This is a genomic window from Pseudomonas sp. FP198, from assembly GCF_030687895.1.
Lineage (GTDB): Bacteria > Pseudomonadota > Gammaproteobacteria > Pseudomonadales > Pseudomonadaceae > Aquipseudomonas.
This window is the reverse complement of sequence record NZ_CP117452.1, coordinates 1,705,621-1,721,695: the sequence shown is the minus strand read 5'-3', so window position 1 is coordinate 1,721,695 and position 16,075 is coordinate 1,705,621. Positions and strand designations below refer to the sequence as shown.

The window sequence follows — 16,075 nt, the reverse complement described above, 5'->3', positions numbered from 1 at the left end:
CGAGGCGCGGCGCCAGGCCGCACCCCTCCAGAATCAAATACGCCGGGCGGCGTAGCGCTTGAGCATGCTAGGCACATCGAGAATCAACGCGATGCGGCCGTCGCCGGTGATGGTGGCGCCGGACATGCCCGGGGTGCCCTGGAGCATCTTGCCCAACGGCTTGATGACCACTTCTTCCTGGCCCACCAGTTGGTCGACGACGAAGCCGATCCGCTGGGTGCCCACCGAAAGGATCACCACATGGCCTTCGCCCTGCTCGACATGAGCGGCGGAGCTGACCAGCCAGCGCTTGAGGTAGAACAGCGGCAATGCCTTGTCCCGCACGATGACCACTTCCTGGCCGTCGACCACGTTGGTGCGCGACAGGTCGAGGTGGAAGATCTCGTTGACGTTGACCAGCGGGAAGGCGAAGGCCTGGTTGCCCAGCATCACCATCAGGGTCGGCATGATCGCCAGGGTCAACGGGACCTTGATGACGATTTTCGAGCCCTGGCCCTTGGTCGAATAGATGTTGATCGAGCCGTTGAGCTGGGAAATCTTGGTTTTCACCACGTCCATGCCCACGCCACGACCCGACACGTCGGAGATCTCGGTCTTGGTCGAGAAGCCCGGAGCGAAAATCAGGTTGTAGCACTCGGTGTCGCTCAGGCGATCGGCCGCGTCCTTGTCCATCACGCCGCGTTTCACCGCGATCGCCCGGAGTACGTGCGGGTCCATGCCCTTGCCGTCGTCGGAGATCGACAGCAGGATGTGGTCGCCCTCCTGCTCGGCGGCCAGGATCACCTTGCCGCTGCGGACCTTGCCCGAGGCCTCGCGCTCTTCCGGCGACTCGATGCCGTGGTCGACCGCGTTGCGCACCAAGTGGACCAGCGGGTCGGCCAGGGCCTCGACAAGGTTCTTGTCGAGGTCGGTCTCTTCACCCACCAGTTCCAGGTTGATCTCTTTCTTGAGCTGGCGAGCCAGGTCACGAACCAGGCGCGGGAAGCGCCCGAAGACTTTCTTGATCGGCTGCATCCGGGTCTTCATGACCGCGGTCTGCAGGTCGGCCGTGACCACGTCGAGGTTCGACACGGCCTTGGACATGGCTTCGTCCTGGCTGTTGAGGCCCAGGCGCACCAGGCGGTTACGCACCAGCACCAGTTCGCCGACCATGTTCATGATCTCGTCGAGGCGCGCGGTGTCGACCCGAACGGTGGTCTCGGCTTCGCTGGCCGGCTTTTCCGCAGGTGGGGCAGACGGCGCACGGGCTGGTGCCGGCGCTGCGGCGGCGGCAGGCTTGGGTGTCTCGGCCTTCGGCTCCGGTGCCTTGGCAGCGGGCTTGGGCGCGGCCTTGGCGGCCGGCGCAGCAGTGGCGGCGGCAGGCGCCGCGGTGGCCGTGCCGACTTCGCTGAACTTGCCCTTGCCGTGCAATTCGTCGAGCAGGGATTCGAATTCGTGGTCGCTGATCAGGTCGCCACCGGCGGCGGCCGCGGTTGGCTTGGCCGGGGTTGGCGCAGCAGCGATGGCCGAATCCAGCGCATCGACGGCAAAGGTACCCTTACCGTGCAACTGGTCGAGCAATGCTTCGAATTCGTCGTCGGTGATGTCGGAGTTATCCCCCGCAGCCTTCGGCGCGGCCGGGGTCGCCGGGGCGGCAACGGCATCAGCGGCGAACTGGCCCTTGCCGTGGAGCTGGTCGAGCAACGACTCGAACTCGGCGTCGGTGATTTCATCACTGCCGGCGGCAGCGGCGGCTGGCGCAGCGGTTGCGGCGGGTGCCGCCGGAGCCTCGGCCTGGGCCTTGACGGCACTCAGCGAGTCCAGCAGCGACTCAAATTCGTGGTCGGTAATGTCACCCGATTCCTCGGCAACCGGCTCTTCAGCCACAGCCTCGGCAACCGGCGCGGCTTCGTCAGCCGACTGCGGCTCGGCCAGGCGCGCCAATGCTGCAAGCAGCTCAGGCGTGGCCGGGGTGATCGGCGAACGCTCGCGCACTTCGCTGAACATGCTGTTGACCGCATCCAGCGCTTCGAGCACGACGTCCATCAATTCCGAGTCAACGCGACGCTCACCCTTGCGCAGGATGTCGAACACGTTTTCGGCAATGTGGCAGCACTCCACCAGCTCATTGAGCTGGAGGAAGCCGGCGCCTCCTTTTACAGTGTGGAAACCGCGAAAAATTGCATTGAGCAGATCCGCATCATCAGGTCGGCTTTCCAGCTCGACCAGCTGTTCGGACAGTTGCTCTAGAATCTCGCCGGCCTCAACCAGGAAATCCTGAAGGATCTCTTCATCGGCGCCGAAGCTCATTAATGGCTGCTCCTAAAATAGGGCTAAAACTCAAAATCCAAGGCTGGACAACAAATCGTCCACATCGTCCTGACCGGACACAACGTCTTCTCTTTTATCGGCATGAATCTGCGGACCTTCACCCTGAGAGAGATGTTTTTGTGGATCTTTTTCAGCAAGTATCGCCGCACGGTCGTGTTCGATGCCGGCAAAGCGATCAACCTGGCTAGCCATGAGCACCAGTTTGAGCAAATTGCTTTCCACTTCGGTGACCAACTGGGTCACGCGCTTGATCACCTGGCCTGTCAGGTCCTGGTAGTCCTGGGCCAGCAGGATGTCATTGAGATTGCTCGCCACGGCGCGGTTTTCGCTGCTGCTGCGCGTCAGGAAACCGTCGACCCGACGGGCCAACTCGCGAAACTCCTCGGCACCGACTTCGCGACGCATGAAGCGCCCCCAATCGGTACTCAACGCCTGGGCTTCCTCGCTCAGGCCGTTGACCAGCGGAGTAGCGCTTTCCACCAGGTCCATGGTGCGGTTGGCCGCGGCTTCGGTCAGCTTGACCACATACCCCAGGCGCTCGGTGGCGTCGGTGATCTGCGAGACTTCCTCGGCCTGTGGCATGTTCGGATCGATCTGGAAATTGACGATCGCGCTGTGCAGTTCACGGGTGAGCTTGCCGACTTCCTGGTACAGACCGCGGTCACGGGTCTGGTTGAGCTCATGAATCATTTGAACCGCGTCACCGAAGCGGCCCTTTTCAAGGCTGTCGACCAGTTCACGGGCATGTTTTTTCAGGGTCGATTCGAAATCGCCCATTGAAGATTCGTTATCCATAGCTCCCCCGTGGCGCCGTTAACCGATGCGTTCGAAGATTTTTTCGATCTTCTCTTTCAACGCCTGGGCCGTGAAGGGTTTGACCACATAGCCGTTTACACCGGCCTGGGCCGCTTCGATGATCTGCTCGCGCTTGGCTTCGGCGGTGACCATCAGCACCGGCAGGTGCTTGAGTTTTTCATCGGCGCGCACGTGGCGCAGCAAGTCGATACCGGTCATGCCGGGCATGTTCCAGTCAGTCACCAGAAAGTCGATGCTCCCGCTGTTGAGGACTGGAATGGCAGTGGTGCCATCGTCAGCCTCGACCGTGTTGGTGAACCCGAGGTCACGCAACAGGTTTTTTATGATCCGCCGCATCGTTGAGAAGTCATCAACGATGAGGATTTTCATGTTCTTGTCCAATTCGACCTCCAAGCAGTCTTAAACGCGCCCAGCACCTGGACGCGCCATTTCAATCAATCCGGCACAACACTCGACAACGGTATGGAGCCCCACGGATGGAGACTGGCCCGGCACATGCCGTGCCAGCCCCGCTAGCAGCGTCCCCACACTGCCTGTCAGCGCGCTCGCCACTCCCCCAAACGCCCCCGCAAGCGGGCCGCGCATTGGCTGTGTAACTGGCTGACCCGCGATTCGCTGACCCCCAGGACCTCACCGATTTCCTTGAGGTTCAGCTCTTCGTCGTAGTACAGCGCCAAGACCAGTCGCTCACGCTCCGGCAAATTGGCAATCGCATCCGCCAGCGCGCTCTGGAAACGTTCGTCTTCCAGGTCACGCGACGGCTCCATGTGAGCACTCGCATTGTCCTCGTGCAGCCCTTCGTGCTCGCCGTCCTGCAAAAGGTCGTCGAAACTGAACAGGCGGCTGCCCAAGGTATCGTTCAAAATCCCGTAATAATCATCGAGACTCAACTGGAGTTCGGCCGCAACCTCGTGATCTTTAGCGTCACGCCCGGTTTTAGCTTCAATCGCGCGGATCGCGTCACTGACCATACGGGTATTGCGGTGCACCGAACGCGGCGCCCAGTCGCCCTTGCGGACTTCATCGAGCATCGCTCCGCGAATCCGGATACCGGCATACGTCTCGAAACTGGCGCCCTTGCTCGCGTCGTATTTGTTCGACACTTCGAGCAGGCCGATCATGCCCGCCTGGATCAAGTCTTCGACCTGGACGCTGGCCGGCAAGCGTGCCAGCAAGTGATAGGCGATGCGCTTGACCAACGGCGCATAACGCTCGATCAGTTCGTACTGGGCGTCCCGTGCCGATTTTTTGTAGAGATGGTTGTAACCGCTGGCTGTCATAACACGGGCCCTGCCGTTTGTTGCACGAGACGCTCGACGAAAAATTCCAGATGCCCGCGAGGGTTGGCCGGCAGCGGCCAGGTATCGACCTTCTGGGCGATCGCCTTGAACGCCAGCGCGCATTTGGAACGTGGAAAAGCTTCATAGACGGCACGTTGTTTCTGGACAGCCTTGCGTACGCTTTCGTCGTAAGGCACTGCGCCGACATATTGCAGGGCGACGTCCAGGAAGCGATCCGTGACCTTCGTCAACTTGGCGAATAGGTTGCGTCCTTCCTGCGGGCTCTGGGCCATGTTGGCCAGGACGCGGAAGCGGTTCATGCCATAGTCGCGGTTAAGCAGTTTGATCAGGGCGTAGGCATCGGTGATGGAGGTCGGTTCGTCGCAGACCACCAGCAGGACTTCCTGGGCGGCGCGGACAAAACTGACCACCGAGTCACCGATACCGGCGGCCGTGTCGATCACCAGCACATCGAGGTTGTCGCCGATGTCGCTGAAAGCCTGGATCAGCCCGGCGTGCTGCGCCGGCGTCAGGTGAACCATGCTCTGGGTACCGGAGGCGGCCGGCACGATGCGAATCCCGCCAGGCCCCTGCAGGAGCACGTCGCGCAGTTCGCAGCGGCCTTCGATCACGTCCGCCAGCGTGCGCTTGGGGGTAAGCCCCAGCAGCACGTCGACGTTCGCCAGGCCCAGGTCGGCGTCCAGCAGCATGACCCGTCGGCCAAGCTCTGCCAGAGCCAGGGACAAGTTCACTGACACGTTAGTCTTCCCGACGCCACCTTTGCCGCCGGTCACCGCGATCACCTGTACGGGATGCATGCTGCCCATGTTCGTTCTTTACCTTGTCTTACTTAGACGGAGGCCACATTACTGGCTGCGCGTTCGCATACGGAACAATGCATGGCAGACCATCGATGTAGGTACAAAAAATATTCATGATTACCTCAGCCGACCTGCTTGGTCGGGCTGTGGTAGATGTCAGCGAACATGTCAGCCATGGCTTCGTCGCTGGGTTCTTCCTGCATTTGCACACTCACGGCACGACTGACCAGTTGATGACGGCGCGGCAGATGCAAATCATCCGGGATCCGCGGCCCGTCGGTCAGGTAGGCCACCGGTAGTTCATGACCGATCGCCAGGCTCAACACCTCGCCCAGGCTTGCCGTTTCGTCCAGCTTGGTCAGGATGCAGCCGGCCAGCCCGCAGCGTTTGTAGCTGTGGTATGCGGCGGTTAGAACCTGTTTCTGGCTGGTGGTTGCCAACACGAGATAATTTTTTGACTTGATGCCACGCCCGGCCAGGCTTTCCAGCTGCATGCGCAGGGCCGGATCGCTGGCTTGCAGGCCGGCGGTGTCGATCAGCACGACGCGCTTGCGCAGCAGTGGTTCCAGCGCCTGGGCCAGCGATTGGCCCGGATCCACATGGGTCACCGACACATTGAGGATCCGGCCCAGGGTCTTGAGTTGCTCCTGGGCGCCGATGCGGAAACTGTCCATGCTCACCAGGGCGATGCTCTGGGCGCCGTACTTGAGTACATAACGGGCCGCGAGCTTGGCCAGGGTGGTGGTCTTGCCCATGCCGGCCGGGCCGACCATGGCAATCACCCCGCCCTCTTCCAGCGGCTCGACTTCCGGCGTGGCGATCATCCGCGCCAGGTGCGCCAACAGCATGCGCCAGGCCTGGCGAGGCTCTTCGATATCGTTGATCAGTGCCAGCAGGTCGCGGGACAACGGGCCGGACAAGCCGATACGTTGCAGGCGACGCCACAGGTTGGCCTGGGCCGGACGGCTGCCTTGCAGCTGGTTCCAGGCCAACGAGCCAAGCTGGACTTCCATCAGCTCACGCAGGCTGTTGAGTTCAAAGCGCATCGAGTCCAGGGCACGCGGGTCGACGCCCGCGGCTGGCGCGGCTGGCGCCGGTGCCGGACGACGCGGCTCGGCCTGGGCTGGCTCGATCAGCGGTTCGGCAGCGGTCAGCGGCAGGCCGGCCGTCAGTGGCAGGCCGGCGAACAATTGACGATTGGTCCCCGCGCTGCCTTCGCCTTCGCTGCTGCGCAGGCTCAGTTCGGCCTGGGCGCTGGCGATGCGCGACTGGGTCTTGCGCAGCTCATCCTCAAGCTCCATGTTCGGAACCCGCGGGGCCAGCGCCGACAATTTGTAATCCAGGGCCGCCGTCAGCTCGACACCGCCGGCGATCCGGCGATTACCGATGATGGCTGCTTCAGCGCCCAGCTCGTCACGTACCAGCTTCATGGCCTGACGCATATCGGCGGCAAAAAAACGCTTCACTTGCATAAACCACTACCTCAGCCGTTGGGCCCTACTGTCGCAACGATGGTCACTTGCTTGTTGTCCGGTATTTCCTGGTACGCCAGCACATGCAGCCCCGGGACCGCGAGGCGACCGAATCGCGAGAGCATCGCGCGAATCGGACCGGCCACCAGCAGGATCACCGGTTGGCCTTGCATCTCTTGCCGCTGGGCTGCTTCGATCAACGAACGCTGCAGCTTCTCGGCCATGCTTGGCTCCAGCAGAACACCCTCTTCCGAGCCTTGTCCTGCCTTCTGCAGACTATTGAGCAATATCTGTTCCAACCTTGGCTCCAGAGTGATCACAGGCAGCTCAGACTCAGTGCCTACAATGCTTTGGACGATTGCGCGGGATACGCCGACCCGCACCGCAGCGACCAACGCGGCGGTATCTTGACTCTTCGAAGCGTTGTTGGCGATGGCTTCGGCGATACTGCGAATGTCGCGCACCGGGACCTGTTCGGCCAACAGCGCCTGCAACACCTTGAGCAACTGCGACAGCGACACCACGCCCGGCACCAGCTCCTCGGCGAGTTTTGGCGAGCCTTTGGCCAGTACTTGCAGCAATTGCTGGACTTCCTCGTGGCCGATCAGCTCGCTGGAGTGCTTGTACAAAATCTGGTTCAAGTGGGTCGCCACTACGGTGCTCGCATCTACCACGGTATAACCGAGCGATTGCGCCTGGGCCCGCTGGCTGATTTCGATCCACACCGCTTCCAGGCCGAAAGCCGGATCCTTGGCGGTAATACCGTTGAGCGAACCGTAGACCTGTCCTGGGTTGATCGCCAGCTCGCGGTCTGGATAGATCTCCGCTTCGGCCAGGATCACGCCCATGAGCGTCAGGCGATAGGCGCTCGGCGCCAGGTCGAGGTTGTCGCGGATATGCACGGTGGGCATCAGGAAGCCCAGGTCCTGGGACAGCTTCTTGCGCACGCCCTTGATCCGGGCCAGCAGTTGACCACCCTGGTTGCGGTCGACCAGTGGGATAAGGCGGTAGCCGACCTCCAGGCCGATCATGTCGATTGGCGTCACGTCGTCCCAACCCAATTCCTTGGTTTCCATGGCCCGCGCCGGCGAGGGCAGCAGTTCCTGCTGACGCTTGACCTCTTCCAGCGCCTGGACCTTTTGCCCGTTCTGCTTTTTCCAGAACAGGTAGGCGCCACCAGCAGCCAGGGCAGCCATGCTCAGGAACGACACGTGGGGCATGCCCGGCACGATACCCATCACCGCCATCAGGCCGGCCGCCACGGCCAGGGCCTTGGGCGAAGCGAACATCTGGCGATTGATCTGCTTGCCCATGTCTTCGGAGCCCGAAGCACGGGTCACCATGATCGCGGCAGCTGTGGATAACAACAGTGATGGCAATTGCGCCACCAAACCGTCACCGATGGTCAGCAAGGCGTAAACCCTGCCAGCATCACCGAACGTCATACCGTGCTGGAAGATACCGACGGCCATCCCGCCGATGAGGTTGATGAACAGGATCAGCAGGCCGGCGATGGCGTCGCCGCGCACGAACTTGCTCGCACCGTCCATGGAGCCGTAGAACTCGGCTTCCTGGGCCACGTCAAGACGACGAGCCTTGGCCTGGTTCTGATCGATCAGGCCGGCGTTGAGGTCGGCGTCGATCGCCATCTGCTTGCCGGGCATCGCATCGAGGGTGAAACGCGCGCTCACCTCGGAAATCCGCCCGGCACCCTTGGTCACCACGACGAAGTTGATGATCATCAGGATGGCGAAAACCACGATACCGACCACGTAGTTACCGCCGATCACCACTTCACCGAAGGCCTGGATCACCTTACCGGCGGCGGCGTGGCCGTCCTGGCCGTGAAGCATGACCACGCGGGTGGACGCCACGTTCAGCGCCAGGCGCATCAGCGTGGCGACCAGCAGGATGGTCGGGAACACCGCGAAATCCAACGGCCGCAGAGCATATACACAGACCAGCAGTACCACGATCGACAGCGCAATGTTGAACGTGAAGAACACGTCGAGCAGGAACGGCGGTATCGGCAGCATCATCATGGCGAGCATGACCAGCAGCAACAGCGGCACACCCAGATTCCCCCGGCTGAGCTCGGCTACGTTGCTGCGTGCGGTGCTGAATAACTGAGAGCGATCCACCAATATTCCCCGTTCCTGTGAAGCAAACTTTTGACGCCCGGAGGGGGCGCAGACGGGGTATTGCAAGAAGCTTTCCAACTTTTGCAAAAGCTTGAAATAGAAAGGCCGAAGCGACTTCAACCCTGTGGGAGCGAGCCTGCTCGCGAAGCGGTTTGTCAGTCGGCGCATGTATCGACTGGATCAGCGCATTCGCGAGCAGGCTCGCTCCCACAGGGTAATACGGTTCACTTGAGAAGAATGGGAACCCGTGGCGAGGGAGCTTGCTCCCGCTCGGCTGCGAAGCAGTCGCAAACCGGCGGGTGCGGTGTGTCTGATGCCCCGCATCTGGCGCTTTCCAGGCAAACCTAACAGTTCTGCTAGTTTTCCCTTTGCATCCGAACCTCGATAATCCGGCGGAGCCTCGTCCGAACGGATCGTCGACCGTGCCAGCCACACTCCTCTGCATTTACCGCTATGACCCATTGGATCATCTCACCCACCACGCGGTGGCGACTCATACTCCGATCCAGCGGTTCTACTGCAAATCGCGCCTGGCCACCGAAATCGACGGCGTGATCAACCGATCAATAGTTCAACACGCCGACCAGCTGCTGGCCCTGACTGAAACCCAGGGCAACCTAAGGCAGGCAACACTATTGGCGACCGACCAACAACGCTCGGTACTACAGGCCATTGCCTGCAATGAATCGCAATCCCATGCGTATTCGCCTTATGGCAACCGAACTATCGGCAACGGTTTGTTGAGCCTGCTCGGCTTCAATGGAGAACGACCGGACCCGGTGACCGGGCATTATTTGCTGGGGAATGGTTATCGGGCGTTCAACCCGGTTTTGATGCGTTTCAATAGCCCGGACAACCTAAGCCCCTTCGGCAAGGGTGGTCTGAACCCTTATGCCTATTGCCACGGCGACCCGGTCAATCAAAGCGATCCAACCGGACATGCGATAGTGCAGTTTGGAAGTCTTCTGCGTGCAATGATTGTCCTGAAACGCGGCGCTAGAGCTTTTAAAGCTGCTAGAGCTGCTAGAGCTGCTAGAGCTGCTAGAGCTGCGGCGCCTTCACCTGCGCCTGTGGCTCAATCGAGCACCGCGATGCTCGACGCGCCAAGTGGGCCTTCATCAACTATCAGCCCCCTCTTTCGTGATGAGATGGCACGCCTGCATGATGGGAATCAGCAAATAATAGACCAGCTACTTGCAACAGCGCGATCAAGCGTGCCATTACCGCAAACGCGCAGGAATTATTCGCTACAGCTAGCAACAGACGATGTAGATCTCGAAATTTATGCCCAAGCAATCGATGCAAATTCGATGCGGCAAAATTGGAACAGTGCGCAACGCCAGGCCGCTCTGAACGGAGCCGAGCGAGGTCGGCTCACAGCCGAGCGACATCTGCTGGCAACCGAGCGAAATGTGCTACGAGCCGAGCGACATTCGCGGCTCGTTACGCGTTCTCGGCGAATACGCGCGTATGGACGGCCAGAACGTGGTTGAGCCCCGGAGCAAACAGATATTCTTCGCCGATGCGACCTTTGTCGAGCCGCATTATCCGAGCGCATCGGCAAGCTCGCGATGGGGTCGGGACTATCACCGCAGCGATTATGAGTCACGCCGCAAATCCGGCGGGATCGGCAGGTCCTTGAGCGGTTCGGGACGCTTGCCCTTGCCGGCGCGGTGCTGGCGGATCTGGTAGACGTAGGCCAGCACCTGGGCCACCGCCAGGTACAGACCTCCGGGAATTTCCTGATCGAGTTCGGTTGAGTAGTAGATCGAGCGCGCCAGCGCCGGCGATTCGAGCAGCATCACTTCGTTGGCAACGGCGATTTCGCGGATTTTCAACGCCAGGAAATCACTACCCTTGGCCAGCAGCACCGGCGCATTGCCTTTTTCAGGATCGTATTTGAGCGCCACCGCATAGTGGGTCGGGTTGGTGATGACCACGTCGGCATCGGGAATCGCCGCCATCATGCGCCGCTGGGAGACCTCGCGCTGCAATTGGCGAATCCGCTGCTTGACCTCCGGCTTGCCCTCCGCGTCCTTGTGCTCGTCGCGCACTTCCTGCTTGGTCATCATCAGCTTCTGCTTGCTCTGATAGAGCTGGATCGGCACGTCGATAGCGGCGATCAGGATCAGGCCGCAAGACATCCACAACGTGCTCCACCCTACCAGCTGCACGCTATGAATGATGGCCTGCTCCAGCGGCTGATGGGCGATGCGCAGCAGATCGTCGATGTCGCCCTCCAGCACCACCAACGCGACGGACAGGACCAGCAGGAATTTGCCAAAAGCCTTGAGCAGCTCCACCAGCGCCGTGGTGGAAAACATGCGCTTGATGCCGGCGGCCGGGTTCATCCGACTGAACTTGGGTGCCAGGCTGCCGGCGGCGAAGAGCCATCCGCCCAGGGAAATCGGGCCGATGAATGCCGCCAACAATAAAAAAATCAGCACGGGTTGAATCGCCAGAAGCGCGATCTTGCCCGAATGCAGCAAGTACTGCGTCATGGCGCCAGGGCTCAGCAACACTTCCCGGGGCAAGGAAAAATTCAGGCGCATGATTTCCAGCAGTTCCAGCGCCAGATCGCCGCCATAGATCAGTAAGCCGCCAGCGCCGGCGAGCATGATCGCCAGGGTGTTGAGCTCCTTGGAACGGGCGATCTCACCCTTCTCGCGGGACTCCCTGGTGCGTTTCTCCGTGGGGTCTTCTGTCTTGTCCTGACCGCTTTCGCTCTCAGCCATGGTTCAGCGCGCCTGTGCCATGTCGCGTAGCAGCTGCAAGGCCTGAGTCGCCAACGGCTGGTACTGGTTGAGAATATCCCCCAGGCTGACCCAGAAGATCACCATGCCCAGCACCAGCGTGAGGGGGAAGCCGATGGAAAAAATGTTCAGCTGCGGCGCCGCGCGGGTCATCACGCCAAAAGCGATGTTGACCACCAGCAGCGCGGTGATGGCTGGCAATACCAGCAGCATCGCCGCGCCCAGGACCCAGCCGAGCTTGCCGGCGATGTCCCAGAAATGATTGACCAGCATCGCACTGCCCACCGGCATTGTGGTGAAGCTCTCGGTGAGCACTTCAAACACCACCAGATGCCCGTTCATGGCGAGGAACAGCAAGGTCACCAGCATCGTCAGGAACTGCCCGATGACCGCGGTGTTGACGCCGTTGGTGGGGTCGATCATGGAGGCGAACGCCATGCCCATCTGGATCGAAATGATTTGCCCGGCCACCACGAACGCCTGGAAGAACAGCTGCAGTGAAAACCCCAGCAGGACACCAATGAGGATCTGCTCGGCCACCAGCATCAGCGCACTGAGGTCAAGGGCATTGACCGGCGGCATCGGCGGCAGTCCGGGCGCGATGACCACGGTGATTGCCACAGCCAGGTACAGGCGCACACGGCCTGGCACCAGGGTCGTACCGAAGACCGGCATGCTCATCAACACGGCGGTGACGCGAAACAGCGGCAGGATAAACGATGCCACCCAGCTGCTGATCTGGGTGTCCGTCAGTTCGAGCATCGACATCGGGTCAGCCGATCAACTGGGGAATACTGCCGTACAGCTGCAGGATGTATTCCATGAAGGTTTGCACCAGCCACGGACCGGCGACGATCAGCGTCACCAGCATCACCAGCAGGCGCGGCAGGAAGCTCAGGGTCTGTTCGTTGATCTGCGTGGCGGCCTGGAACATCGCCACCAGCAAGCCCACCAGCAGGCTCGGAATCACCAGGATGGCAACCATCATGGTGGTCAGCCAGAGTGCTTCGCGGAACAGGTCTACCGCTACTTCAGGCGTCATGTCGTGTTACCCGCGCAAGTGGTCTAAACACCGCCGAAACTGCCCGCCAGCGTACCGATGATCAAGGCCCAGCCATCCACCAGCACAAACAGCATGATCTTGAACGGCAAGGAAATGATCAGCGGCGACAGCATCATCATACCCATGGCCATGAGGATACTGGCGACCACCAGGTCGATGATCAGGAACGGGATGAAAATCATGAAACCGATCTGGAACGCGGTCTTCAGCTCGGACGTCACGAATGCTGGCACCAGGATGGTCAATGGGGCCTGGTCGGCGCTGGCGATGTCGGTGCGCTTGGACAGGCGCATGAACAGCTCCAGGTCGCTGCTGCGAGTCTGGGCGAGCATGAAATCCTTGATCGGCACCTGGGCCCTGGCCACCGCGTCCTGGGCGCTGAGGGTTTCGGCCAGGTAGGGTTGCAGCGCATCACGGTTCACCCGGTCGAAGACTGGCGCCATGATGAACATGGTGAGGAACAACGCCATGCCCGTGAGGATCTGGTTCGACGGCGTCTGCTGCAAACCCAGGGCCTGGCGCAGGATGGAAAAGACAATGATGATCCGGGTGAAACTGGTCATCAGCATGACGAACGCCGGGATGAAACTCAGCGCGGTCATGATCAGCAGGATCTGCAGGCTGACCGAATATTCCTGGGCCCCTTCGGCGTTGGTGCCCAGGGTAATTGCCGGGATCGACAACGGGTCGGCGGCAAACGCCAACGGTGCGGCCAGCAACAGGGCCAGCGCCAACAGAATGCGCAGCGGCATTACTTTTTATCCTTCTGATCTTTACCCAGCAGTTCCATGAGCCGCTGGGCAAATTCGGGGGTGGCCTGCTCGGTGGCGGGCACCTGCACCGGCTCCTTGAGAACGTGCAACGCGGTGATCGTGCCAGGGCTCAGGCCGAGCAGGATCTGCTCGTTGCCAACCTGCACCAGCACCAGCCGATCCCGCGGGCCGAGCGCACGGGAACTGATGATGTCGATGACCTGGCCTTTGCCGGCAGGCCCCGCCTGTTGCACGCGCCGCAGCATCCACGCGAGGAAAAAAATCAACCCGAGCACCACGAGCAGGCCCAGCACCAACTGCGCCAGTTGCCCGGCCATGCTGCCGCCACTTGCCGGCGCAACCGCCGCCGTGGCCGCGGGCTCGGCCGCCAGCACGCTGAACGGCAGCATCAAGGCTGCGGCGAGAAAGCCTTTCATTCAGCGCAGCTTCTTGATGCGTTCGCTCGGGCTGATCACGTCCGTCAGACGAATGCCGAACTTCTCGTTGACCACCACCACTTCGCCATGGGCGATCAGGGTACCGTTGACCAGCACGTCCAGCGGTTCACCGGCCAGGCGATCCAGCTCGATCACCGAGCCCTGGTTGAGCTGCAACAGGTTGCGGATGTTGATGTCGGTGCTGCCCACTTCCATGGAAATCGACACCGGGATATCGAGAATCACGTCGAGGTTCGGCCCGTCGAGGGTGACCTGCTCATTGCTTTTCGGCACGCTGCCAAACTCTTCCATCTGCATGCGATTGGAAGCGTGATTGCCGGTATCGGCGGCCAGCAGCGCATCGATATCGGCCTGCCCGGCGTCGCCGGTTTCTTCCAGGGCCGCAGCCCATTCGTCGGCCAGCGCCTGGTCATCCTGGGTATTCATATCGTCAGCCATCATGTTTCCTCGGCGGGCAAGAATCGGTAAAAAACTAAAAATCCGTTACAAACTTAAGCGATTGACAGCACTCAGCGGCGTTCGATCGGCTCGATCACTTGCAACGCGAGGTTGCCTTTGTGAGAGCCCATCTTGACCTTGAAGGCCGGCACGCCATTGGCGCGCATGATCATGTCTTCCGGCATCTCGACGGGGATGATGTCCCCCGGCTGCATATGCAGGATGTCCCGCAGGCGCAGCTGGCGCCGGGCAACCGTCGCGCCGATCGGCACGTCGACATCCAGCACGTCCTGGCGCAACGCATTGATCCAGCGCTCGTCCTGGTCGTCGAGGTCCGACTGGAAACCGGCGTCGAGCATTTCGCGCACCGGCTCGATCATCGAGTACGGCATGGTCACGTGCAGGTCGCCGCCGCCACCGTCGAGTTCGATGTGGAAAGTCGACACGACAATGGCTTCGCTCGGACCGACGATGTTGGCCATGGCCGGGTTCACTTCCGAGTTGATGTACTCGAAGTTGACTTCCATGATCGCCTGCCAGGCTTCCTTCAAATCGATGAAAGCCTGCTCCAGCACCATGCGCACCACACGCAGCTCGGTCGGCGTGAATTCGCGCCCTTCGATCTTGGCGTGACGGCCGTCACCGCCGAAGAAGTTATCCACCAGCTTGAACACCAGCTTGGCGTCGAGGATGAACAGCGCAGTGCCGCGCAACGGCTTGATCTTCACCAGGTTGAGACTGGTGGGCACATACAGCGAGTGCACGTATTCGCCGAACTTCATCACCTGCACGCCACCGACGGCCACGTCGGCCGAACGGCGCAGCATGTTGAACATGCTGATGCGGGTGTAACGGGCAAAACGCTCGTTGATCATTTCCAGGGTCGGCATGCGTCCGCGAACGATGCGATCCTGGCTGGTCAGGTCGTAGCTTTTGACGCTGCCCGGTTCAGCAGCGTTTTCGGTCTGCACCAGGCCGTCGTCGACACCATGCAACAGCGCGTCGATTTCGTCCTGGGACAACAAGTCCTGCACGGCCATGTCGTGTTCCTACTGCAATACGAAGTTAGTGAAGAGCAACTGTTCGATCACCACTTTGCCGAGCTCTTTCTGAGCCACTTCCTGAACGCTGGCCGTGGCTTTCTGACGCAGCATTTCCTGGCCGACCGGAGTGGCCAGGGTGTCGAAACTCTGTCCGGAGAACAGCATCACCAGGTTATTGCGAATCAGCGGCATATGCACCCGCAGCGCTTCCAGGTCAGCCTGGTTGCGGCCCAGCAGGGTGATGCTCACCTGCATGTAGCGCTGGCGACCGTTCTGGGTGTAGTTGGCCACAAATGCGGGAGCCATCGGCTCGAAAATCGCCGGCTGCTTACCCACCGGCGCGGTTTCCACCCACTTCTGCCGGTTTGCTTTGAGCGCTGTGCATGAAATACCAGGTCGCCCCCACGGAAACACCCATCGCCAGGAGCAAACCCACCACGATCATGATGATCAGCTTGAGTTTGCCTTTGGTTGCGGGGTCTTTTACAGCTGCTGCTTCACTCTTCGCCATGCCAATAATCCGTCGCTAATCGGGGGTTTCACTGTTGCACGGCTTGGCTGGAGCAAGTGTTATGCCAGAAGTGTGTGGGGCTTAAGGATGAGGGTCGCTTACGATCTTCAATTCGGCAGAAACCAATGTGGGAGCGAGCTTGCTCGCGATAGGGGTGAACCAGCCCCTGTAAGGGTGACTGACAATCCGCTATCGCGAGCAAGCTCGCTCCCACAGG

General features: G+C 60.9%; 15 protein-coding genes and 1 pseudogene. 1 reads left to right on the top strand and 15 read right to left on the bottom strand.

The annotated features are described in order from the left end of the window. Positions 1–33: 33 nt before the first annotated feature. The 7 genes from PSH78_RS08055 to flhA all read right to left on the bottom strand — a co-directional run bounded on the left by PSH78_RS08055 (position 34) and on the right by flhA (position 8,840). Positions 34–2,289, bottom strand: a complete 2,256-nt coding sequence (locus tag PSH78_RS08055) for a chemotaxis protein CheA (protein ID WP_305499631.1) — start codon at positions 2,287–2,289, stop codon at positions 34–36. Positions 2,290–2,319: 30 nt separating this feature from the next. Further along, complete coding sequence (locus PSH78_RS08050) at positions 2,320–3,105, bottom strand: protein phosphatase CheZ (protein ID WP_305499630.1); 786 nt, start codon at positions 3,103–3,105, stop codon at positions 2,320–2,322. A gap of 18 nt (positions 3,106–3,123) precedes the next feature. Then, a complete protein-coding gene (locus PSH78_RS08045; protein ID WP_003183998.1) occupies positions 3,124–3,495 on the bottom strand; it encodes a chemotaxis response regulator CheY in 372 nt (123 codons plus the stop codon). A 167-nt stretch (positions 3,496–3,662) separates the two neighbouring features. After that, entirely contained in the window at positions 3,663–4,406 is a 744-nt protein-coding gene (gene fliA / locus PSH78_RS08040) for an RNA polymerase sigma factor FliA (protein ID WP_014337177.1), read from the bottom strand. Continuing rightward, positions 4,403–5,233, bottom strand: a complete 831-nt coding sequence (gene fleN / locus PSH78_RS08035) for a flagellar synthesis regulator FleN (RefSeq protein WP_003184001.1) — start codon at positions 5,231–5,233, stop codon at positions 4,403–4,405. The genes fliA and fleN overlap by 4 nt, the downstream gene beginning before the upstream one ends. 116 nt (positions 5,234–5,349) lie before the next feature. After that, a complete protein-coding gene (gene flhF, locus PSH78_RS08030; RefSeq protein ID WP_305499629.1) occupies positions 5,350–6,699 on the bottom strand; it encodes a flagellar biosynthesis protein FlhF in 1,350 nt (449 codons plus the stop codon). Between the two features lie 11 nt (positions 6,700–6,710). Then, on the bottom strand, positions 6,711–8,840 hold the full coding sequence (gene flhA / locus PSH78_RS08025; RefSeq protein WP_305499628.1) for a flagellar biosynthesis protein FlhA: 2,130 nt from the start codon (positions 8,838–8,840) through the stop codon (positions 6,711–6,713). A gap of 422 nt (positions 8,841–9,262) precedes the next feature. Here flhA and PSH78_RS08020 point away from each other — a divergent pair, with 422 nt between their 5' ends. Beyond that, positions 9,263–10,333 (top strand): RHS repeat-associated core domain-containing protein, encoded by a 1,071-nt coding sequence (locus PSH78_RS08020; RefSeq protein ID WP_305499627.1) that lies wholly within the window; start codon positions 9,263–9,265, stop codon positions 10,331–10,333. Between the two features lie 105 nt (positions 10,334–10,438). Here the strand turns inward: PSH78_RS08020 and flhB are convergent, their stop codons facing one another. The 8 genes and pseudogenes from flhB to fliL form a co-directional block, all read right to left on the bottom strand. Then, positions 10,439–11,575, bottom strand: a complete 1,137-nt coding sequence (gene flhB / locus PSH78_RS08015) for a flagellar biosynthesis protein FlhB (RefSeq protein ID WP_305499626.1) — start codon at positions 11,573–11,575, stop codon at positions 10,439–10,441. Between the two features lie 3 nt (positions 11,576–11,578). Beyond that, on the bottom strand, positions 11,579–12,355 hold the full coding sequence (gene fliR / locus PSH78_RS08010) for a flagellar biosynthetic protein FliR (RefSeq protein ID WP_370871115.1): 777 nt from the start codon (positions 12,353–12,355) through the stop codon (positions 11,579–11,581). A gap of 10 nt (positions 12,356–12,365) precedes the next feature. Further along, positions 12,366–12,635: a flagellar biosynthesis protein FliQ gene (gene fliQ, locus PSH78_RS08005; RefSeq protein WP_003184009.1), complete on the bottom strand. Its 270-nt coding sequence runs from the start codon at positions 12,633–12,635 to the stop codon at positions 12,366–12,368. A gap of 23 nt (positions 12,636–12,658) precedes the next feature. After that, positions 12,659–13,408, bottom strand: a complete 750-nt coding sequence (gene fliP / locus PSH78_RS08000) for a flagellar type III secretion system pore protein FliP (RefSeq protein ID WP_305499622.1) — start codon at positions 13,406–13,408, stop codon at positions 12,659–12,661. Further along, a complete protein-coding gene (gene fliO / locus PSH78_RS07995; RefSeq protein WP_305499621.1) occupies positions 13,408–13,845 on the bottom strand; it encodes a flagellar biosynthetic protein FliO in 438 nt (145 codons plus the stop codon). The genes fliP and fliO overlap by 1 nt, the downstream gene beginning before the upstream one ends. Beyond that, a complete protein-coding gene (fliN, locus tag PSH78_RS07990) occupies positions 13,846–14,304 on the bottom strand; it encodes a flagellar motor switch protein FliN (RefSeq protein WP_305499620.1) in 459 nt (152 codons plus the stop codon). It lies immediately after the preceding gene. Positions 14,305–14,375: 71 nt separating this feature from the next. Further along, positions 14,376–15,344 (bottom strand): flagellar motor switch protein FliM, encoded by a 969-nt coding sequence (gene fliM, locus PSH78_RS07985; protein ID WP_053120288.1) that lies wholly within the window; start codon positions 15,342–15,344, stop codon positions 14,376–14,378. Positions 15,345–15,353: 9 nt separating this feature from the next. Continuing rightward, positions 15,354–15,858, bottom strand: a pseudogene (gene fliL / locus PSH78_RS07980) (flagellar basal body-associated protein FliL). Positions 15,859–16,075: the final 217 nt, after the last annotated feature.